Below are 21,387 nucleotides of genomic sequence, written 5' to 3' on the forward strand. Positions count from 1 at the left end.
GGGTGAAGAGAGCCGCTGTCACCTCCAAGGCTTCCAGGTTATAAACCCCCCGCCCCCCGAGGACGAGGGCGTAAACCAAGTGCGGTACTGGCAAGAGCGCATGGTGGCCCCCCAACGGACTCACCCACTGCCCGGTTTCCCAGAGATAAGCACTGACCAACCAGTGCTGATAACTATCCTCCCAAGCGATCCCCAAGTGCATCCGATAGGCAAAACAAGCCCCGGTCAAACCCAGAGCGATCGTTAGTACCCCTACTTGCCAATGAGCCGGACGCAAACTTACGGGTAATTCCTGGGGAGTTTTCAAATTTGCTCAGGGTCTAGGCCGAGTTCCCGGAGTTTAGCAGCTAGACGGTCAGCTTGTTGCTCGGAGTGTCCGGCTCGTTCTCTTGCAAGTTCTTTTTCGTATTCAGCTCGCACTACTTGTTGTTGCGCCAATTCTTTATCCTGCTGTTGCACTTCTTCAGGCGTAGGGATGAGCTTACCGGCTCGGTCATACCAGCGCAGCCACCATTCCGTGGACTTGTTCCAAAACCCATGCCACAGGCCCAGACTCAGCTCTAATTCTGGTATCCAGACCCTGGTCTGACTGCTCGCCTTTTGCTCGTATTGCCCCGCTGTCAATTGAAACAGTTTTAGGGTATGCGCGGTTTCGTCGTAGATCACATAGTTGGGAATCTGTAATATTTGCTCGTACACTTCCCACTTAGTCGGCGGTTTACCCGGTTTCCTTTTAATTTTACCCAGGTCCTCATTTTCAGTACCGGGAGAGAGGATTTCAATGGCAACTACCGGCGTTACCTGCTCCTGCCAAATCACATAGCTCTGTCGCAAATGTTGACCTTGATCAAGACTCGGCACCCCCACCGCCCCGAACCAATCCGGTCGTTTGTACCACAGCGTATGGTTGACATCGTAATAAAGATAGAGGTCGTAGGCACTAAAGACTTGCGTGATAGGCCAAGCGGGAGGCCGGAAAGTTAAAGACAGCAGCGGCCCTTGTAGACAATGAAACTCATCCGGCAACCCCGGCTTCCCCACTTCCTCACGGGGTAAATCATCCATGGTGGGTAGGCTGGCTCGAATCAGCGGTTCTAGCATCGACTCAAGCGGTGATATTGTGTATATTTTACTCGACACAAAACGGCTCAACGGCGTCTCTCGGTGACTTTCATCGCGTCTATCGTGATTTGAGCTGGATGGCAACCGCTAACGGTGCGATGAGTACAAGCTCAGTGAGTCGCTATATTTAATTCAAACGTTGCGCGTGAGAGCTCCATGGGTCTGTTTAAGCTTGGTGTCCTCGGGCTTTTGACCCTGGCAGCCCCGGTCCTAGCAACCCCCTATTTAGTTAACAGTCAAACCGACCAGTTGGTCCGCACCGATGTCAAGACGGGCAAGCCCTCCGGTCGTCCCCTGACCCTACCCATTGATGATGCCCTTCATAATGTGGTCGAGACTCAGACGGGACTGCTCGTGGTCGGGTCCGGTCGTCAGATTACCCTCATTGATCCCATTAGCTGGCAGATCCAGGCAGTTTTGCCCATCCCCCGTGCGGTCCAAGCCCAGGACACCGGACCAACACCCACCCTCGAAGCCGTTGCCAGTGGTCCGGGAGTCCTCTTTGGTCTGGGTTATGCCGCCAATAGCAACTTGGTTTATGCCGGGATCACCCAGGTCCAGGGCGAAAGTTTTATTTATCAGATCGATCCCACTGCCCAGACGATCCGCTTACTTAACACCCTAGCGGTCCTGAAACCCCAAGATTTGGTCGCCAGTGCTGACGGGCTGCGAGTCTACATCTCGGCCCAGCGTTATTTACCCGGACCCAGTGCTGAAGTCTGGTCCATCAACCCGACCAGTGGCGTAGTCTCAGAACCCTTGGGGATTGCCTTTGACCCCCTGCGGCCCCAGTTGAGTCTGAGCGCGGACGGCAATCGGCTCTACCTGATTACAGCGGACGAGAGCATTCTTACGGTCAATACCCGAACTAATCGTGTGGTCAGCCGTTACAGAATTGAACGCGGTCAAATCACCCGTATCCAGAGCGACCCCGACAACCGCCGCCTCTGGATCAGCACCCGTACCCCCGACCAAATCCTCCAGTGGGACCCTCTAAGCGAAAGTCCGCCCCTAGTCCAAGACCCGAAAACCACCATCGCGCGTCCCATCCCCCAAGTAGAACTAAACACCGGGGTACGCCGTGTGCTCGTGGGTCCCCGTCCCGTACATAAGAATGTCAATGGACTCCAGCGCGTCGCCGTGTTGGGTTTTGAGGGTGAGCTAGTCCCCGGCGCACCCCTCCCCGATGTCGCCCAGGTTATTGCTGGGGACTTAATGGCGACGCGGCAGTACGAGATTATTTCGCCCCGTCAAGTCGCCTCGATCCTCCAGGCCCTAGACCTCAGCCCCGCCCAAGTCCGTACTAGTCCTGATGTCGTCCGCCAAGTGGCCCAGGGGCTCAATGCCGACCTACTTTTAGTCGGGGAGCCGTTGAGTCTGGAGATCCCAGACCGGACTACCGATGCACTTTTGAATTTTGGGGCCGCGCTCCTCGGCATACCGCTCCCCTTGGGTCAGATGAACTCCCCACGCATCCACGCCAAAGCTCGCGCCTTTGATGCTCAGGGCATAGTGACTTGGCAAACCCAGGTCGTCAACTTCGATCCCGGCTTCCTCGCGGGCAAAAACGACCTATTTCTAGTCAACAACGGCCTAATTATCACCGCCCACGACATCGCCAACAAATTCTCGAATGGGGCCTACGAGCGACGTCAGGGTCAAGAAGACGTACCGCCTCTCGTCGAACGTGGGGATGTCCTAGCCAAGATCCAAACCATTGCTATTCTTGGACCTGACGATGATTTACCCAGCGCGGACCCCGACCGTCTAGGGACGCTCTTGGCCCAAGAACTCGCGGCTCAGCTACCCTGGCAAGTTTTGCCCCCCGACCAGAGCTTTGCGCGGCTCCAACAGCTAGGGATCGAGCCTGTCCAGGTCCTCTCCACCGATCCTCGGTTACTAGCAAGTCTCCTCGGCGTGGATGCGGTCTGTCTGGGCATGGTCCGGGGCAGTACCTTTTATACTGGGAGCATCGTCAGTTTCGGGACGGGGACCAGTGCTGATGTGGTCATCCAGTACACGATTGTGGACCGGGAAGGGACCCTGGCTTGGCAGGATACTCAGGTCGCTAATACCCCCGGTTTCATGGCGGATGAACGGACCAACGCCGCCCGCAAAGCCGTCACGCTCATCGTCAACAAACTCAAAACCGCGTTACCCAGCTCGACTGCAAATAAGGACCGCCCAGAACGCAGTAATTGAAGCTGAGGATAAAGGACAGATGTTAATATCATGTGAGCCTATGAACGCTTGTGGGGGTGTTTGTGCTTGTTGACAAGGAACAGGACTATAGCCAGGGCAAACATGCCGACCCGGAAACCGTGGCAGCAAAACATATTTCTAGGATTGTGAACGATGGCTACACGCTAATTCGCGGGGCAGTCCCTCAGGATGATATCGACCGGGTTATGGATGATTATTTGTCTTGGACTGAAAAGAACAAGGCGTTGACCGCACAGTTTAAGAAGTCCTCGGGTTTTAACTCGCGGTTGGTCAATTTTCATAGTGTTTCTAACCATGCTTTCAACCTGTTTCAGAATCAAAAGCTGCTAGCTGTGACCGATGGTTTCTTTAATCAAGAGTCGGCTGTTTATACTTCGCTTTTCTTCCAAGAAGGAACGGAGCAGAACATCCACCGTGATGCGCCCTACTTTTGTACTTTTCCTGAGCAGAAGTTCTTGGGTGTCTGGTTTGCGCTGGAAGATGCCACTTCCCTGAATGGTGCTTTGAATGTACTTCCTGGTGGGCAGTTGCTTGCCTTAAATGAGTACGCCAAACGCCATGAGATTTTAAGTAAGCACTACCCTTTAGATGGTCAAAGCAGTCGCAATCTCTTCGTTGGTAGTCTCAATCGCTTGAAGAGTTTTGTCCAGCAATTGCGGAAGGTTGAGCGTTTACCCGAGGGTGCTGGGTGGTCCCGTCAGATTGGTTTTGTCGAACCGACACTCTGGGATGATTACCAAGCTTGGGTTCTAGAAGATTGTCTGAGTAAAGGTCTCAAAGTCCGGCACATTGAGGCGAAAAAAGGTGACATTATTATCTGGCATCCCATGCTCCCCCATGGCGGCTCCAAGATTGTCCAAAAAGGAAATACTAGGTACAGTATGGTCATGCATGTGACCCCCGTAGGTACCCAGGTTCATGGCAGTTACCTATTCTTTGCGCCGCACTCGCCCTTTACTCCCCGGCCCATGGCATACACCCAGTCAACAGAGTTGATGCACAGGAGTATGTTCACCAGTGGGTGCAGTTTTATGAAGGACGAATAGTTTACAAGGTATCATTAACCACAATGGGCCTTGTAATCGGAGAGCCAGACCTCTAATGTCTTCATTTCTTGATTGCTCACGATATTTACGCGCTGGAGTTGCTCGTAAGCTACATAAAGATTGTCCTCAATACTCTGGCTAGCGGAGAGTGAAGGGGTAATTAGCTCAATAATCCTGTCAGCGTATAGATACATCGGAATTTCGGACTCAAAGTCTTTCATGTAGTCATGGGGGTTTCGCTTCTGGGTCACGGTTGCATTCAGGAACCCCAGGTTGAAATTATATAGCCACATAATCGGCTGAGCAACTAATCCACGCAGGATATCCGTGAAGCGAAAGGTGACAAAAGAAGGAAGGTATAGGAGCGCGAATAACTCTTTGCAAAACGCCGTATTCTGTGAATTGAAGGGCGTGATTGTATTTTTGCCCAACACGTAGGAGCCATTGTCTTGAAATATACACATTTTGTCACTGGTCAGCCGATAGATGGCATCCACATCGGGGTCCTCATTAGCCAGACCTTGCCAGATCCCGACCTTCACTTGCTGGTCAATCATTCCTTGCTGGGTAACGGTTCTGTCGGTATTGAGGTATTTTAATGGATAGCCCCTAGGCCAAATCTTCTGGTTAGTATACAACTCGTAGATATTGATAAACCCTAAATCCTCAGGTAACACCTGATAGGTACCCATAAAAGCTGGAAAACACCAATTCTCATTGGGTATGTTATCGTCATCCGTATCAATAATGACATCAGCTTTGTGCGTCAGAGCATAGAGATAGCCCAACATCTTGCGGCAGTAATGGTTATAGGGTAGATGCTGATTTAACTCGAAGCCTAGCTGTGCTTGATGCTCCACGGATAAGTAGGTGACGTTCTCACATACCCAGTTGGGCGGAGTTTTTTTATCCCCGACGACAATGAGTTGATAATCCTGCTCACGAGAGAACTTAATCACTGCCTCCGTCGGTGCAAAGATGCTGGTAATCACAATAAACTTAGACATTTTTTGATTCTCCCTCAATAACTGAAAGTATGCGACCGACCGTCTTTTCCCAGGAAAACTTCGACAGACAATAGGTCTGTGCCCGTTCGCCCATCATTTTTAAGGTTGTTGGATCATCAAACGCTTTAATCAGCAAGTCGGCAACCAACGTTGGATTAGAATCGTCAATTCCAAAACCGTACTTGCCGTGACCAGCTAGTTCGGGAAAGCTATTGCGGTTGAGTCCCATGATGGGCATTTTACAGGCCATCGCCTCTAGATAAACCAAACCCCACGGTTCATTGAGGGCAGGCATTAAAAATAGCGAATGAGTATCGAACAATCTTTGCAAATCTTCTAGGGGCAAAAAGCCGAGTACCTCAATGTTCGGACTATTAAAACTATCCCCCCCGCTCGTACCCACAATGGTCAGCTTTATACTAGGGTCACGTTTCAGCACTTCTCGAAAAGTAGCAATTACCAATTCTCCGCCTTTATCCTTGAATCTATCCTTAGCAGCAAATAAAACTTTGCGAATGGAATAATCCTTCTCGCCAGTAAAGGGTTTAATTACCCCCAATCCCGTACCCACAACAGTTATTTTACTCACGGGGACTTTATAGTGGTTGATTAAATTGTCCTTGACATAGTGCCCCATCGGGAAGATATGGTCAGCTTGAGCATAAGCTTCGCCTTCAATCTTGTCAAAAAATGCAATCATCTTGTCGGAATAGCCGCCCATATTGGTAGCATGGCTAGACCACAGATTCCAAGTTGTATCCGAAATAATGTAATGATACTGGTTCGGCGGTCGTCTCAAAAACGGCAGGGCTAGAGTACCCGTGTGCAACGTATGGTTTGAAAGAGCAGATTGGGTCGTCTTGGCTACTTTCATGGCACAGGCGTGTCGTCTAAAAGGAGATCTGCCTTTGTCCAAGTTTCCATAAAAAGGGACAGTCAACAGCGAAAGAACTAATCTCAGGCTCTCAGAAATATTCGCATCGAAAGTCGTCCCGCACTGGTCTCTTCTGACCAACTCTGAATAAATATTAAAGGTTGTACCTGACCAAGTGCGCGGCAGGGTCGGGTCCCCAAACGTGGAACTTAAGTTTAATCGGACTTTACTCAATGCTGATTTCTCCGTAACCACACGTGAAAATAAAAAAATGATGGCTCTTGCCTGTCCGTATCTAGAATACCATTCCATTACACCTTGCATCAGATTTTAAAGAGACTTGCCTGACGCCATGTACAGCTTTCCCACAAGAAAATCCCGCTCTGTAGACTTCTAATAGAACGGCGGAAGCAGGAGCGGGGCAGTGATTTCATTAGACGAATTTATCATACGGGTCTACTGTGAGGTGCAAACCTATTGGCAAGCCATGTCCTTGCCCCATCGTCGAGGCTTTGCTCCGGCGTTGACCGATGGCGAGGTCCTTACCCTTGAAATTGTGGATGAATTTCTTGGTTATGACACCAACAATATGACACCGACAAAGGGATCTGGCATTACTTTCGTCGCCACTGGCAAAGTTGGTTTCCTGACTTAACTACACGGGAAACGTTTGTGCGTCGGGCTGCCAATCTTTGGCAGATTAAACACCAACTTCACCATCGGTTCGCACAACTCTTAGGTGCATTTGAGGATAAGATTCACATCGTAGATGGTCTCCCGATACCTATTTGTGTAATTACTCGTGCCGCTCGTTGCCGCAGCTTTAGTGCAGAGGCAAGCTATGGCTATGGCGCAGCTAAAAAGCAACGCTACTATGGTTTTCACGGTCATCTACTCAGCAGCAGCTTAGGTATCGCCACAGCCTTCCCATGGACACCTGCTAACGGTAGTGAGCGAGATTGCATAGGGGAGCTAGTGCAAAACATTTCTGGATTATTGATTGGTGACAAAGGATACCTGAGTGCCGATTTACAGGGGGAACTCGTGAAAGAAGGGATTAATCTCCAAACTCCATTGCGCAAAATATGAAAGAAACCCGCACACCTGAATATGTGCAGAAATTGATGTCTACCCGTCGCTTAGTCGAGACCGTAAATGGTCAATTGTGTGCTCGGTTCAATATCGAAAAAGTTTGGGCACGGGACTTGTGGCATTTAACCCACCGCCTAGAGCGCAAAATCTTAGCTCATCCCCTAGCGGTGCTACTGAATTGTCGTTGCGGCGCGGTGCAGCCTTTACAGCTTGATGCACTTATTGCTTCTTAAGTTGCACACGGCGTATTTAATATAGAAAAAAGTAGATTGTGGTGACTTTTCATATATTTTATTTAAAAAATTCACTTGATTTTTTATTTTAGGCATAGTAGTTTGACTGTGGTCCGTGCACACAAACTAAACAGGTTGAAAATGTACATAACCAGAGCAATTCGCAATGAACTTCTCTCGCAGGCTTTTCAGCAAGGGTTAACGCTTTTTGTATTTCTCATTGTTGTTTTCTTGAGCATATCAGCACAAGTAGATGCACAAAGCATGACAAAATCCTTCAACACCACAACTGGTCAGCGAGATGTTAATTATGCTGGCTATCTTTCTAAGCACGACTTAGTGTATCGAAGGTCCATAGCAGATAGAGCAGATGGCATCCCGGTTGGTACAGGTAAAGTTGGTGCCTTAATCTATGATCAAGGTAGTTCAGTAAAGCTTCATATTACTGGTGTAGACGCATCACCACATACCATGTTTGCAAGTGGTCGCGTTGCTATTTCTGCAAACCCTCCCCTGCCTTCTGTTAATATTGAGCGACGGTTGAGCTTACATGATGGGACAGCAATTATCAAAAATAGCTCCAATAACAATACTGTTAAAATGACTGTTTTCGGTGATCCTAACTCGGAGCTACTCGCCATCAAGGTCGAAGACCCTAGAGTTGGTTCTGGACGTAGCTACACCATCGATCTTGATATCTGGGACAACTCAATTGTTAACTGTAATGGTGGGGGTGGCTTCCCTCCCGGTGATCCCTCCTCTTGGAGCACAGCCACCACGGGAAAGGAAACTAATCCTGAAAACCCTGTAGCAATAGCGTTAAGCAGAGGTCAAAGTGATCCTAATAACTACGGTTACACGATGCGCGTCAACCACCAAAATGGTAGTAAAGGGGGAAGTCCCACAGTAAATTCATTTGTATTAAATTCTACAGCTGCAAGGTTAGTTATTTATAATCCCTCGCCAGATTTCACCATCTGGATCGCCGTTGCAAGTCGGGTAAATGCAACAGGTTACAATTCGGAAGGTGCGGCTTTCAACATTATTGGTAATGCAAGGAGAGTGGGAGCGTCGGCAATATTGAATAGTTTCACAGGGTTTTGGCATAGTTTTTGGTCAAAGTCTTTTGTTCAGTACTCTAGTACCTCTGCTGACGCAAGAACGGATTATGATTATTTAGAAAATCTGTGGTATCTTCACCACTATGTTGTTGCGTCTGCGTCTAGAGGGAAGAATCCCTTTCACTTTATGGCTGGTGTTCATCGCTTCAATGAAGATTGCGAGGGCAACCCGTACTTCAACCCATCCTTCTGGACTGCTGGCTATTGGCACTTCAATCAAAGAATTTCACTTTTCCCTCTTCTTGCATCGAATCATGCAGAATTCTTAGATTCATACCACAACTTCTATAAAAGCTCTACCGAAGACATAAAGGCTATCACGTTAAGGAAGTTTAGCGGAACGTGTGAAAATCAAACTTGTGTTGCAAGGCCCAACAAGTCCTGTACTTGTGATGCTGACTGTGCAGTTGAAGGAATGTGGACACCAGAGGTTTTGGCGTTTGATGGACTTTTTCCTGCTGATACTGGAACTGTTAGTAAGGAACTCGAACGACTTAGTATACGTACCCCATTCGTTGATCAAGATTACAATCACAACCGACGATTTCAACCCGGTTCATCAGAGGTTCTCTACAATAACCCAAACGTGGAAAATATTATGAGTTCTGGGGCCGAGGTTGCGGAGTGGATGTGGAAGCGATATCTATTCACAAATGATCAGAACTTTCTTGCTAACACTGCTTACCCATACATGAAGGAGACTGTTAAATTCTATAAAAAGTGGTTACAGCTTGAAGACGGTGTTTATAAAATAAAAGGTGCAAATGCTCAGGAGAATTGGCACTGGGTAACTAATCCCGTACCGGATATTGCCGCCGTACGTTATCTATTCAGTGCCGCCAAGAGAGCTGCCATTATTCTCAATGATACAGATGCAAGCTTTACTAGTGATTTGTCTACATTCATTACAAAAACCGCTCCTTTTGCTGTCGGTCCTTACATGAAGATTACTGGCGAAATTGGTACGAAGTATTTACCATGCTCAACGGTTATTGATGAGTATAAAGTTGGTGAATTTGGTCCTAACGAATCCAATTGTGAAAATCTTTATGACGACGTAGATCTCGGTACTCCATGGGAATCTACAAGGTTTTACGGACCCTATAATTTGCAGACCCCCGAACTCGAAATGCTATTCCCTCATGGCGTGATTGGAGCAGCCACTTCTAGCAATGCATACAAAATAGCTAAAGATACTTATCTTGCGCGAGCTAATTATGATCGGGATAGATCGTTTGGCACGTGGAAAGGTAGTAACTATACGGGTTCTTGGCTATATTTCTATGACAAGCCCACGGATATTTTGATAGATGAAAACCCTTGGAAGTTATGGATTTGGTCTCAGGATGCTATCTACGCTGCGAGGCTTGGTCTACGCGATGATGTGACAAAAATCTTGAAGAGGATGGCACTCAGGAACAATCAGTTTAGGAATGGAATTCCATGGGATGGTAATGCAAGATTTGACAGCATTGGAGTCAATGCTACTGCGATCAATGAATCTCTTCTTCAGAGCCATGACTATCACAATTTAGACAGTGCTAACGGCTCAATTCGCGTGTTTGTCTCTCCTCCTTCTGATCTGAATGCTCCTCTTGACGATCAGAATGTTGTAGGGTCTACCAGTGATGTGAACTTCAACGGAGCCTTTACCCTAGCGGCTGAGGGTGGCTTTCTTGTAAGTTCTGAACGTGAGAGTGGTAAAACGAAATATGTTGGCATTAAGAGTCTTGCTGGTAAGCAAGCGACAGTAAGTAATCCTTTCGACGGCGAGGAATTTCGGGTTCGTGAGGTAAGCGGTCGAGTTGTTGCAGGCCCCTCAAAAACCTGGGTTGCGTTTCCTACGACCCTTAACTGGGTGTACATTGTTGAGAGAACGGCCACTGACAGAAAGTTTAATGATTACATGCACATAACAAAAACTGGTACGCCGAATAATGGGGAGAAGTCCATATCAATCCCGGCAACCAATGGCAAGTTCTTTTCGTTCGAAAAGGAACCCTACAATACCGCTACACCAGAATACCTTCAGTTAACTTCGCTTACTCGATATCTTGGCAGTAATGCTGGGAACTAGCTAGCAATTCATCTACCATTTTCTACGCCTATGTAGCCCGATTAAGAGTCCAAAGAGCACGGGTTACAATAGGCCAGCCTTAATTCGCCTATCCCATGGATGACCACAACGTACAGACCAGCCTTGACCTAGGCATATCCCTTGCCGACACCACCCCGATGATGCGGCAGTTCCTAGAGATTAAGCAGCAATACCGCCATTGCATCCTGCTCTATCGCATGGGGGATTTCTATGAAACCTTTTTTGAGGATGCCGAACTGATTTCGCGGGAACTGGGGGTCGTGCTGACGGGTCGTCAAGCCGGAGAAGCCCTAGGACGAGTCCCGATGGCTGGCGTACCCCACCATGCCCTCGAACGTTACGCCGCCCAATTGATTGAAAAAGGCTACGGGGTTGCCGTCTGTGACCAGATGGAAGAAGCGGGACCGGGCAAAAAACTAGTGCGCCGCGATGTCACCCGCGTCATTACACCAGGAACGGTCCTCGAAGAGGGCCTACTTACCGCGAAAAAGAATAACTACCTCGTCGCCCTTGTCGCCGCCGGGGACCACTGGGGACTGGCCTACAGTGATGTCTCCACGGGTGAGTTTCGGACCACCCAGGTCAACCACCCCGACCAACTCGTGCAAGAACTGTGGCGATTGGACCCCGCCGAAATCCTCCTGCCCAGTGATGCCCCAGACCCCGTGCGGTTATTACGCCCCGGTACCCGTGACCCCCAGATCCCCGATTTTTTGCCCGCCCAATTTGGCTGTACCCTGCGCCCAAGCCGTCAATTTTTGCTGGAAGAGGCCCGCGAGACCCTACTCAGTCAATTTAAAGTCCGCTCCTTGGAGGGCTACGGCTGTGCCCATCTGCCCTTGGCTCTACGGGCTGCCGGGGGCTTGGTGCGTTACCTCAGTGAGACCCAGTGTGCCGGTCCCCTGCCCTTGGCAAGCCTGAGTACCTATTCCACCCAGCACTTCATGGTCCTCGACCCCCAGACTACCCGCAACCTCGAACTGATTCAGACCAGCCGGGATGGGTCGTTTTACGGGTCCCTGTTGTGGGCTTTGGACCGGACCAAGACCGCCATGGGAGGCCGTTGTCTGCGCCGTTGGTTAGTTCAACCGCTCCTGGACCCCGACCTAATCCGCCAACGCCAGGACACGGTTCAGGAATTGGTGGATGACCCCGACCTCTGCCGGGACCTCCAGAGCTTTTTGAGTCAACTCTATGATCTCGAACGCCTCGCCAGCCGCATCCGCGCCAAGACCGCCAATGCCCGTGACTTAGTTGGGCTGGGTCATGCCCTCTCTCGCTTACCGGAACTCGAACGCCTCTTGGTGGGGGTGACTTCATCGCTCCTCCAACTGACCCTTAATCCAGTGCTTGAACCCTTGGGGAAGACAATTGGGCGCACCCTAGTCGAACACCCGCCCCTTTACCTGACGGAGGGCGGCTTGATCCGGGATGGCATTAACACCGAGTTAGACCAACTCAAAAAACAGGGCGTAGATGACCAACAGTGGCTAATTAACCTCGAAACCCAGGAACGCCAGCGCACGGGCATCCCCAACTTGAAAGTCAGCTATAACCGGGCCTTTGGCTATTACATCGAGATTAGCCGGGGGAAGGCCGGTCAAGCCCCAGATGACTATATCCGTAAACAGACCTTGACCAACCAAGAACGCTTCATTACCCCCGAACTCAAGGAACGGGAAGCCCGTATCCAAAATAGTCAAAAAGAAACCTACCAACTCGAATATGAAACCTTTGTCACCCTCCGCCAAGAAGTTAGCAACCACAGCGAAGCGATCCGCCACTTGGCTCAACACTTAGCCCAGATGGACACCCTGGCGAGTCTTGCCGAAGTTGCCACCTACCAGCGTTACACCCGACCCACCCTCGACACCGGGCGGGTTTCCCAGATTGTCCAAGGCCGTCACCCCGTCATTGAGCAGACCCTCAGCCAAAACTTCTTTGTCCCCAACGATACGCAATTGGGCGACCAGACTGACTTGGTAATTCTCACCGGACCCAACATGAGTGGTAAGTCTAGCTATCTCCGCCAAATCGGACTGATTCAATTGTTGGCGCAAGTGGGTAGTTTTGTTCCGGCTCAGACTTGTCATCTGGGCATTTGTGACCGGATTTTTACCCGTGTCGGGGCAGTGGATGATTTGGCAACCGGAGTTTCAACGTTCATGGTCGAGATGACCGAGACAGCGAATATCCACCACCACGGTACGCCCCGTTCGCTAGTTCTCCTTGATGAGATTGGGCGGGGGACGGCAACTTTTGATGGGCTAGCGATTGCTTGGTCGGTGGCGGAATATCTATTGACTGTCCTCCAGAGCCGGACTATTTTTGCGACTCACTACCACGAACTTAACGAACTCGCCGCCACGCGCCCCAGGGTAGCTAACTTCCAGGTAGCGGTTAAGGAGTTAGCTGAGAGTATTGTTTTCTTACATCAAGTCATTCCTGGCGGGGCTGACCGTTCCTATGGGATTGAGGTGGGTCGGCTTGCGGGTTTACCCCCAACGGTTCTTCAACGTGCCCGTTTCATCCTGGCGCAGGTGGAACGCCATTCTCATATCGCCTTGGGCCTGCGGACGACGGAAGGCTAAGTCGGGGCGATGACGTTGACTTCATAGCCACGGGCGCGAAGTTGGGCGGCGAGTTCTTCCGCATTATCACTGGTTTTGAAGGCACCCACTTGGATGCATTGGTTCTCAGCACAGATTTTGGGGAAGCTGGCGGGGAACTGACGACGCAACTGAGCTACCTGCGCGGGAGAGCTTGCCACTACGACTACTTTTGCCAATGTGGGCTTGGTGGAAGCTGGGGTTACAGATTGGGGCTTGGCTGGGACTATAACCGCTGCGGTTGCAACGGGCTTAACTAGTACTGAGAGATTATTGGGTTTAGGCAGATTCGTGGTGGGTACTCGGGCTGGTTCAACTGGGGTAGTTGGGGTTACTGAAGCGCGTTCAGAGGTATCAGGTCCACGGTCAGCAACAACCGGGGCAATGGGAACGGGTTTGGGTACGGTCTGGATGGGGGGAGCGGCGAGGTTGGCACTGAGGTTGGTTACACCCTGCCAAGCCAGAAATCCGCCCAAACCCACTAATGTCAGGATGCCAGCGACCCAAATGCCCTGGGGACGCGTAGTAATAGGCTGGCCCTGTTGGTGCCATTGGTGATAACGTTCGCGCTCTAACTCCGGGTCGAACTCTAGGCCCTGGAGGGCGGTCCGCAATTGTTCTTCTGGGGACTGAGCTTGCCAACAGAGGGTCTTGAGGTCCGGGGGAAGATTCGCCAGTAACCGTTGGTGGGCCTGTTGTAGATAGAGCGTCAACTGACTGGCGGGGACTGTCCACTGCTGTTCTGTCAGCCAACTGCGGATCTGCGCCAAGGGCCACTGGTAGACATCGTGGAAGATGACCATGAACCGCTCCGGGGGCGATAACTGTTGGAGGGCTTGGTCCACATAGGCCAACGTCACGGGATTAGCAGTTGAAGCACTAGTGAGCAATTTTTGATTGCCGCGCAACACCTGGGTCAAGGTATCAGCACTGAGGACCGTCAACCAACTGAGAAATTTTCGTTCCTGAATATTTAATGTGGTCAGTTTAGAGCGGACTTGGACCCAGACCGTTGCGGCCATGACCGGGGCTTGTTGGCTAGAGGCGACTAGGGATTCGACTAAAGACTGATAGCGACAGTACAGACAGAGCAAATACCGCCCTTCCTCAGGATGGGTCCGGGCTAGCTCCACCAATTCTTCGTCGGTACACTCGCGCAGTTGTAAGATTAACTCCGCTTGACAGGTGTCTAGCTTAATTCCCACCATGGTCACGATCGCTCCATCGGCAACTGCATTTTATCTCCTGACAGCACAAAACCCCCAGGACGGGGGCTTTGTGTGGGTCAAGCGTAGAACCTAGAAGGTAAACACGGCCCGCAGGGTACCCACAGTGATCGTGGGGTTGGTGGAGATGTTACCGGGCTGGGTGATGATCTGGACATCCGGGGTGATGGTGATCCGGTCATTGAGCGGGAACTTGTAGAAGGCCTCAATGTTGAACTCAGTCCCCGAGGGGGATAGACCCGTCAGTCCGGTCGGGAAACCAGCCGAAGCGGTGTTGACGAAGACCTGACCGCCACTGATGCGGATCGGTTGGCCTACCGCCACACCCAAGACGCTATCGGGCACAATCAAGTTGCCAACCGAGAGCCCAGCCTGCCAAGTGGTCGAGCTAATCCCGTCGGTGCTACCACCGGGGAAGTATTGTACCGCCGAGTTCGAGGGCTGCAACACGTAGGAGCGGGCGAAACCGTAGCGTCCAAAGATACCAAGGCTCGGGGTTACTGCCCATTCGGCGTTAACGCCACCAGCGATGGTCGTAGAACTGGTAATGTTCCCAAACATGTTGTTGCCAAGGACAGTCCCACCACCAAGACCAGCCGGAATACCACCGTTGGGGACGGTCTCACTGAAGGTGGAGTACTGCAACTTAAGTTTGGCTGTACCCGCCCGGAACTCGGTCTCCCCAGCCGCAATCGTACCGCTCCCAGTCAAGCCACCCGCGTTACCGCTGAAGGCTCCGCCGCCCTGTTTGGCGATGTAGACCCCACGGAGGCTGAAGGCTGGGCTAAGTTCCCAATCAAACCCACCGCCGGGACCCGCAAAGATGAAGGTCGTCAGGGGGTTGTTGATGTGGAAACCACTGGAGAAGTCCACTTCCTCGTTGTTGGCAAAGGAGTTGGTATCAAAAAATTCAAAGAGGTCAATCCGGGGTCCGGCAAAGATACGGAAGCTCTCCCCAAAAATCGGGGTAGTGTAGCGAATCTTGTCAAAGTTGACTGAGGCAATCCCGTTGGTCGCCGGGGCAGCCGTGGCGGAATCATCGTAGGCCCCACCAAACGGACCCGCCGCGTAGAACAGGGTCCCGAGTCCACTGGAGACACCCCGGAAGACGTTACCCGCATCTTGACCCGATACCCCACGGAGGCGAATCAGCAATTCATCTTGACCGGTGAAGCTGGTGCGGAGGTTGAGGCTGGTGCGGGCCACAAAACTGGTGTTCGCCGCGCTACCCAAAACAGGAGTCTCAACGCCGAAACGGTCACCAAAAGCTGCACCAAAACCCGTGAAGGGCGTTGCACCCACACCGGGACTCGGCGCGAAGTAGGTACTGCCGGAGTTAGCCCCGGAACCTTGGACCGCCATCACCACCGAACCATCCAACTTGGTGGTGGTGGAGAACTGCTGGCTTTCTAGTTCCTTGACCTTGGCTTCCAGGGCATCTACCCGACCGCGCAGGGTAGCGAGTTCCGCTGCGAATTCTTCTTGGAGGCGTTGCAGGGTGGCGAGGTCGTCGCGGGTGACTTTATCCGCAGTAGCGGCGGCAATTAATTCATTAACGCGGTCTAGGCAAGCGTTGAGACCGGCGGCAAATTCGTAGCGGGTTGTAGCTTTGTTCCCCAGGAACACCTTGGAGGGATAGCCCTCAATACAACCGTACCGCTCAACCAGAGATTTCAAAGCTTGGAAGGCCCAGCTATTGGGGTCCACATCGCTCAACTCCGAGATGGAGGTGACTTGGCTGATGTTGCTGCTCCCCAGGCCCTGGGCATACTGGTCAATCATGGCAGAGTCGGCGTTTTGCGCCTGCACAGGGGCAAGGCCCGCCAGTAAAGAAAGGCTCAGGGCACCAGCTAGCCCTTTGAGTACAGAAAGCTTATTCATGTAACAGACTCCTCACGAAACTCACAGACCACAACTGAGAAGGATAAACCCTCTCCATACAAGAGTTTATAACGTATCTCGGGACTAAAGCAACCCTCAAGTCCTAAAGGATTGTCATCTCACCCAAGGTTTTGACTTCTGCTTGTAAATTCAACCCAAACTGCGCCTGGACCCGTTGCTGCATCTGGGCCATCAATGTCCATATATCCTGAGCGCGGGCTTGGTCCACATTGACGATAAAGTTGGCGTGCTCATGGGCGACTTGGGCCCCGCCGACGCGCTGGCCCTTGAGTCCACATTGTTCCAAAAGCCAACCCGCTGCGTAACCGGGAGGATTGCGAAAAACACTGCCGCAGTTGGGGTAGCCCTGGGGTTGGGTCTGGCGGCGATGACGGTTGTACTGCTCCACCTGCTCAACAAGTTGGTTAGCGGCCTGTCCAGGACTCAGTTGCAGGTCTACGGCAACCACTACCCAGGGCTCCTGTTGCACCACCGACGAACGATAGCTAAACCCCAACTGTGCCCGTGTAAGGTACCGCCATTCCCCGGTGGTCGTGTTGAGAACTTCCGCTCCTAGAACGACTTGGGCCGTCTCCCAACCGTGGGCACCCGCGTTCATCGCCACTGCTCCGCCCATAGAGCCAGGAATGCCTACCGCCCATTCCAATCCGTGCCAACCGCGCCTAGCACTCTGCCACGCCAGTCGTGCAATCGGTTCGCCCGCGCCCACCGTGACCCTCCCCTCGGGCTGCCAAGTGCTGCCCTGGAGTTGACGTAAGCTCAGTACCAATCCCGCGATCCCTTGGTCACTCACCAACAAATTCGTCCCGGCCCCGACCACAGTTAAAGGAACGTCACTTCGTCGCACCCAGAGCAGAGCTTCCTCTAACCCAGCCCGGTCCTGAGGCTGGTCGAACCACTGGGCGGCTCCGCCCACATGGTAGGCCGTCAAAAAAGCCAATGTGGTCTGGGTTTGGGGCGTGTAGTGGGTTACGGGCATAGCTGCGGGATGACACTGTTGAGGTCCCCGGCCCCTAAAAAGAGCGCGAGGTCGCCCGGTTGGAGGGCTGTGGGTAAGTAGGCCCTGACCGCCGCAAGATCCGGGCAGTAATGGACCTGGGGATGGTGCTTGGCGACCGCTTGGGCGAGTTGCGCCCCGGTTACCCCCAATTTGCGTTCCCCGGCACTGTAGATCTCTGTCAATACCACCCGGTCAGCCTGGGCAAAACAGGTGCTAAATTCTTCCAAGAGTGCAGTGGTCCGGCTATAGCGGTGGGGCTGGAAAATTGCCACCACAGGCCGCCCAGAGAGTTTAGCGGAAGCGAGGGTAGCGCGGATCTCACTGGGGTGATGGGCATAGTCATCCACATACAAAACCCCGCCGCACTCGCCGTATTTCTGGAAGCGGCGTTGGGCACCCTGGAAACGCCCCAAACTCTGACCAATCTGAGCAAAGGTCAACCCCAATTGACGGCCCACCGCTACCACCGCCAAAGCATTGCTCAGGTTATGGGGAGCCGTCAGGGGGAGGTGCAGACGACCCAGGGATTCACCCCAGTCCAGGACCTCCGCATCGGTCCCATGCCACCCGTAATGGACCTCGCCCACGGTGTAACGCGCCTGGGGATGGTGGTGCAGGCTATAGCCCGTCCACTGCGTTGCGAGTCCCGTCAACTGCCGGGTATTGGGACAGTCTAGACAGAGGACGACTTCCTCGCTCTGCTGAATGAACTGGGTGAATGCTTGCACAATTGCCGTGAGGTCGCGGTAATGGTCGAGATGGTCCGCCTCAATATTAGTGATGACCGCCACCTGGGGATGGAATAACACAAGCGAACCGTCGGATTCATCTACTTCAGCGACCAGATGCTCCCCCTGGCCCCAGCGGGCATTTCCCCCGAGGGCAAGAACCTCACCCCCAACTAGCACCGTCGGGTCCAAGCCACTATCGGTTAACAGACAGGCCAACATACTGCTGGTAGTGGTTTTGCCGTGGGTACCAGAAACGCCGATGGTGCGACGGCTCCGGGCGATGTGCGCGAGGACCTGAGCCCGGTGCAACAGGGGTACTTGCAACTCCTGGGCCCGCCGATATTCCGGGTTGGATGGGTCAATGGCGGTGGAGTAGACCACATAGAGGCTGTGGTCGTCATCTAAACAAAGGTTTTCGGCGCAATGACCGTAATGAATAGCGACCCCGAGTTTGCTCAGCCGCTCGGTTTGGGCATTAGATTTCAAATCGGACCCGGATACTCGCGCCCCCTGCTTCGCCAGCAAATAAGCCAGGGCCGACATGCCAATCCCGCCAATGCCAATAAAGTGCCAGGACTCGCGCAAAGCACGGGTTGTCGCCACACGTTCCAATCGAGCCACCATAGCTATCACCACACCCACGCATCGAATGTACTATACACAACCACCGTATATGGTGTCTCTAGGGGGATGACCCGCTATTGCTACCATGGAAGGGCGTTTGACCTTGTTGCTTTAGCGACTGAGGCCACTCTGAGGATACCCTTGAGCAGCGGGTTTGGGAAAAGGTTCTAAAATAGTTAATACCACTATCGCTAGTCCATGCGCGAACAAGTCCTCACTTGGCTCCAAGCCCAGGTTCCCCGCAAGCGGCTCCAGCACATTCTCGGGGTCGAAAAGACAGCGGCCCAACTCGCCTATCACCACGGGGTAGACCCCCAGTTGGCAGCGCGGGCGGGTCTTTTGCATGACTTAGCCAAATGTTTCTCTCCTCAACAACTCCTGAGTGAGGCTGAGCGTTTTAGGATTCCCCTCGATCCGGTTACGACCCAAAATCCCCATCTGCTTCATGCCCAGGTCAGTGCGGGATTAGCAGGCGAACTTTTTGGAGAACATGACCCCCAGGTCTTGACCGCTATCGCCAACCACACCCTAGGCGAACCGGGGATGGACGACCTCAGTTGTATTATTTATCTTGCTGACTGGATTGAGCCCAGCCGCACCGGGCCAGAACTCGCGCCGTTGCGGGCTTTGGCCTTTGAGGATTTGAAGGGGGCAGTTTTGTTAGGATGTAACCTGAGTCTGACGGAATTGTTAGCCCAGGACCGTCCCATCCATCCCCGTACTGTTTTGACGCGCAATTGGTTGTTGTCCCCTGTAGGAGTCGCCTAGCCCTTGGATGCTGAAAAGCTGGTAGAACGGGTTGCCCAGGCAGCCGACGAAAAGAAAGGTCTCGATATTGTCCGCATTGCGGTGGGTGAAGTCTCGGTATTGGCGGACTATTTTGTACTCATTACGGGTCAGTCGCGCACCCAAGTGCGGGCCATCGCTGCCGGGATTGTAGATGAGATTAAGTTAGAAGACCGCATCCCCCGGCACCTAGAAGGACTGGGCGATGCCAGTTGGGTCCTGCAGGACTTTGGGGATGTGATTGTCCATGTTTTCTTGGCGCAGGAGCGGGAGTTTTATCGGCTCGAAGCCTTTTGGGGGCACGCGCCGCGCCATCGTTATGCCGCTGAACCCACGCCCCACTGGGAAGAATTGGTTCCCTTGACCCCGCCGCGCCGGAGCGATGCCACCGAAGAAGGGGAGCTCGCCCGTTGACCGTCAACTGGGTGCCGACGATTAAAATAGAATGACCGTTTAAGGATGCTCATGAAGTACCAGTTAGGATTGATGGCCTTACTTTTGGGATTGCTAGGAACGGTCCAAGCCGCACCTACTACCGCTCCGGTCCAACTCCAAGCGGCGGTGAATAACCCCGAGCGGGTGGAGAAAAATCGGCAGCGTGATGTGTACCGCCATCCCCTAGAGACCCTGAGTTTCTTTGGGTTGCGCCCGGAGATGACGGTCCTTGAGCTATGGCCTGGAGGGGGTTGGTATACCGAGATCCTGGCTCCGGCCCTAGCGCAAAAAGGGCAACTATTCGTCACCAATTTCAATCCTGAGGGTCCGGCGGAGAGTTACCTGACGCGCAGTGCAAAGAGTTTGAACAACCGTCTCGCCGCGCGGCCCCAGGTTTTTAGCAAGGTGAAGGTTGCTCAGATTACGCCGCCTACCGATTTCAACTTGGGGCCTGCCAACTCCGTAGATCTCGTGTTGACTTTCCGTAACATCCACAACTGGGAAATGGAAGGTTATCAGGATAAAGTCTACGCGGCGGTGTACCAAGTCCTCAAACCGGGCGGCATTTTCGGGGTTGAGGAACACCGTGCTAAACCGGGTCTGACTGCTGCCCCGGCCCAAGTTGCCAAGAGTGGCTATATGCCCGAGGACCACGTGATCAAGAGCATTGAGGCTGCTGGGTTCAAGCTCGTGGGCAAGTCCGAGATCAATAGCAACCCCAAGGACACCAAGAACTATCCCGGCGGGGTCTGGACCCTACCGCCCACTCTTAGTCAGGGCGACCAAGACCGCGAACGTTACTTGGCAATTGGCGAGAGTGACCGGATGACCCTCAAATTTATCAAGGTGAACAAGTAATGGCACAATAGGAGGGCCTGGAGAGGTGGCAGAGTGGTTGATCGCGCCTGTCTCGAAAATAGGTATGCCGAAAGGTATCGGGGGTTCGAATCCCCCCCTCTCCGTACACTTCTAGTGAAACAGAGCTTCTCTTTTGTGTCTCTTGCAACGTTTTTTGACCACTACGGCTCTTTTTACAACGCTATTTGACCTGCGCCGGATTTTGCAATTTGCCACCAGGAGGAGTTTTGAGCCGAAAATAGGTTTATTTGACTTTACAGCGATAAATGACCAAAAATTATAATTAATATTTAGCTCTTTTATAAGCTGACAAGCATTTAAAATGCGTTATACTGGAATTATTCAATGTCCAAAAATGTTACAACCATGCTTAGTAAAAGCTTCCTTTCCTCAGAAGAAA

General features: G+C 52.2%; 14 protein-coding genes, 1 tRNA gene and 2 pseudogenes. 9 read left to right on the forward strand and 8 right to left on the reverse strand.

The window, feature by feature from the left end:
- A pseudogene (locus HFM78_RS06935) lies at window positions 1–307 on the reverse strand (hypothetical protein); the annotation flags it as partial.
- Window positions 304–1,101: a Uma2 family endonuclease gene (locus HFM78_RS06940; RefSeq protein ID WP_287128701.1), complete on the reverse strand. Its 798-nt coding sequence runs from the start codon at window positions 1,099–1,101 to the stop codon at window positions 304–306. The pseudogene HFM78_RS06935 and the gene HFM78_RS06940, both read right to left, overlap by 4 nt.
- Before the next feature lie 177 nt (window positions 1,102–1,278).
- Here HFM78_RS06940 and HFM78_RS06945 point away from each other — a divergent pair, with 177 nt between their 5' ends.
- Window positions 1,279–3,324: a hypothetical protein gene (locus HFM78_RS06945; protein WP_287128702.1), complete on the forward strand. Its 2,046-nt coding sequence runs from the start codon at window positions 1,279–1,281 to the stop codon at window positions 3,322–3,324.
- A 56-nt stretch (window positions 3,325–3,380) separates the two neighbouring features.
- A complete protein-coding gene (locus HFM78_RS06950) occupies window positions 3,381–4,391 on the forward strand; it encodes a phytanoyl-CoA dioxygenase family protein (protein WP_287128703.1) in 1,011 nt (336 codons plus the stop codon).
- Between the two features lie 14 nt (window positions 4,392–4,405).
- Here HFM78_RS06950 and HFM78_RS06955 read toward each other — a convergent pair whose 3' ends face one another.
- Together HFM78_RS06955 and HFM78_RS06960 are read right to left on the reverse strand one after the other, a co-directional pair.
- A complete protein-coding gene (locus HFM78_RS06955; protein WP_287128704.1) occupies window positions 4,406–5,398 on the reverse strand; it encodes an STELLO glycosyltransferase family protein in 993 nt (330 codons plus the stop codon).
- A complete protein-coding gene (locus HFM78_RS06960) occupies window positions 5,391–6,584 on the reverse strand; it encodes a glycosyltransferase family 4 protein (protein ID WP_287128705.1) in 1,194 nt (397 codons plus the stop codon). Before HFM78_RS06960 ends, HFM78_RS06955 begins: the two co-directional genes overlap by 8 nt.
- A 112-nt stretch (window positions 6,585–6,696) precedes the next feature.
- Here HFM78_RS06960 and HFM78_RS16210 point away from each other — a divergent pair.
- The 3 genes and pseudogenes from HFM78_RS16210 to mutS all read left to right on the forward strand — a co-directional run bounded on the left by HFM78_RS16210 (window position 6,697) and on the right by mutS (window position 13,407).
- Window positions 6,697–7,597 (forward strand): annotated as a pseudogene (locus HFM78_RS16210) (IS982 family transposase).
- Between the two features lie 141 nt (window positions 7,598–7,738).
- On the forward strand, window positions 7,739–10,795 hold the full coding sequence (locus tag HFM78_RS06980) for a glycosyl hydrolase family 95 catalytic domain-containing protein (protein ID WP_287128708.1): 3,057 nt from the start codon (window positions 7,739–7,741) through the stop codon (window positions 10,793–10,795).
- A 95-nt stretch (window positions 10,796–10,890) separates the two neighbouring features.
- A complete protein-coding gene (mutS, locus tag HFM78_RS06985; RefSeq protein WP_287128709.1) occupies window positions 10,891–13,407 on the forward strand; it encodes a DNA mismatch repair protein MutS in 2,517 nt (838 codons plus the stop codon).
- Here mutS and HFM78_RS06990 read toward each other — a convergent pair.
- The 4 genes from HFM78_RS06990 to murC form a co-directional block, all read right to left on the reverse strand.
- A complete protein-coding gene (locus HFM78_RS06990) occupies window positions 13,404–14,633 on the reverse strand; it encodes an SPOR domain-containing protein (protein ID WP_287128710.1) in 1,230 nt (409 codons plus the stop codon). The two genes, mutS and HFM78_RS06990, sit on opposite strands and share 4 nt — an antisense overlap.
- 90 nt (window positions 14,634–14,723) lie before the next feature.
- Window positions 14,724–16,532, reverse strand: coding sequence for an iron uptake porin (locus HFM78_RS06995; RefSeq protein WP_287128711.1), 1,809 nt, complete (start codon window positions 16,530–16,532; stop codon window positions 14,724–14,726).
- Between the two features lie 103 nt (window positions 16,533–16,635).
- Entirely contained in the window at window positions 16,636–17,532 is an 897-nt protein-coding gene (murB, locus tag HFM78_RS07000) for a UDP-N-acetylmuramate dehydrogenase (protein ID WP_287128712.1), read from the reverse strand.
- On the reverse strand, window positions 17,523–18,908 hold the full coding sequence (murC, locus tag HFM78_RS07005; protein WP_287128713.1) for a UDP-N-acetylmuramate--L-alanine ligase: 1,386 nt from the start codon (window positions 18,906–18,908) through the stop codon (window positions 17,523–17,525). Before murC ends, murB begins: the two co-directional genes overlap by 10 nt.
- A 198-nt stretch (window positions 18,909–19,106) precedes the next feature.
- On the opposite strand from murC, the gene yqeK reads away from it, so the two are divergent.
- From yqeK to HFM78_RS07025, 4 genes are all read left to right on the forward strand, one after another.
- Complete coding sequence (yqeK, locus tag HFM78_RS07010) at window positions 19,107–19,676, forward strand: bis(5'-nucleosyl)-tetraphosphatase (symmetrical) YqeK (RefSeq protein WP_287128714.1); 570 nt, start codon at window positions 19,107–19,109, stop codon at window positions 19,674–19,676.
- A gap of 3 nt (window positions 19,677–19,679) precedes the next feature.
- Complete coding sequence (gene rsfS / locus HFM78_RS07015; RefSeq protein WP_287128715.1) at window positions 19,680–20,108, forward strand: ribosome silencing factor; 429 nt, start codon at window positions 19,680–19,682, stop codon at window positions 20,106–20,108.
- Between the two features lie 45 nt (window positions 20,109–20,153).
- Window positions 20,154–20,987 carry a class I SAM-dependent methyltransferase gene (locus tag HFM78_RS07020; protein WP_396033207.1) on the forward strand — a complete coding sequence of 278 codons (834 nt, stop codon included), beginning with the start codon at window positions 20,154–20,156 and terminating at the stop codon, window positions 20,985–20,987.
- A gap of 19 nt (window positions 20,988–21,006) precedes the next feature.
- Window positions 21,007–21,091 (forward strand) — tRNA-Ser (locus HFM78_RS07025).
- Window positions 21,092–21,387: the final 296 nt, after the last annotated feature.

The sequence above is a fragment of the Candidatus Cyanaurora vandensis genome (assembly GCF_013285555.1).
In the GTDB taxonomy this organism is placed as follows: domain Bacteria; phylum Cyanobacteriota; class Cyanobacteriia; order Gloeobacterales; family Anthocerotibacteraceae; genus Cyanaurora; species Cyanaurora vandensis.

Bases quoted from the DNA above. Each gene is read 5' to 3' on its own strand.
- HFM78_RS07020 (WP_396033207.1), top strand. From the start codon at position 20,154: ATGCTCATGAAGTACCAGTTAGGATTGATGGCCTTACTTTTGGGATTG.
- HFM78_RS06960 (WP_287128705.1), bottom strand. From the start codon at position 6,584: ATGGAATGGTATTCTAGATACGGACAGGCAAGAGCCATCATTTTTTTA.
- HFM78_RS06990 (WP_287128710.1), bottom strand. From the start codon at position 14,633: ATGGTGGGAATTAAGCTAGACACCTGTCAAGCGGAGTTAATCTTACAA.
- HFM78_RS06940 (WP_287128701.1), bottom strand. From the start codon at position 1,101: ATGCTAGAACCGCTGATTCGAGCCAGCCTACCCACCATGGATGATTTA.
- HFM78_RS06980 (WP_287128708.1), top strand. From the start codon at position 7,739: ATGTACATAACCAGAGCAATTCGCAATGAACTTCTCTCGCAGGCTTTT.
- murB (WP_287128712.1), bottom strand. From the start codon at position 17,532: ATGCCCGTAACCCACTACACGCCCCAAACCCAGACCACATTGGCTTTT.
- yqeK (WP_287128714.1), top strand. From the start codon at position 19,107: ATGCGCGAACAAGTCCTCACTTGGCTCCAAGCCCAGGTTCCCCGCAAG.
- murC (WP_287128713.1), bottom strand. From the start codon at position 18,908: ATGGTGGCTCGATTGGAACGTGTGGCGACAACCCGTGCTTTGCGCGAG.
- HFM78_RS06995 (WP_287128711.1), bottom strand. From the start codon at position 16,532: ATGAATAAGCTTTCTGTACTCAAAGGGCTAGCTGGTGCCCTGAGCCTT.
- HFM78_RS06945 (WP_287128702.1), top strand. From the start codon at position 1,279: ATGGGTCTGTTTAAGCTTGGTGTCCTCGGGCTTTTGACCCTGGCAGCC.
- mutS (WP_287128709.1), top strand. From the start codon at position 10,891: ATGGATGACCACAACGTACAGACCAGCCTTGACCTAGGCATATCCCTT.
- HFM78_RS06955 (WP_287128704.1), bottom strand. From the start codon at position 5,398: ATGTCTAAGTTTATTGTGATTACCAGCATCTTTGCACCGACGGAGGCA.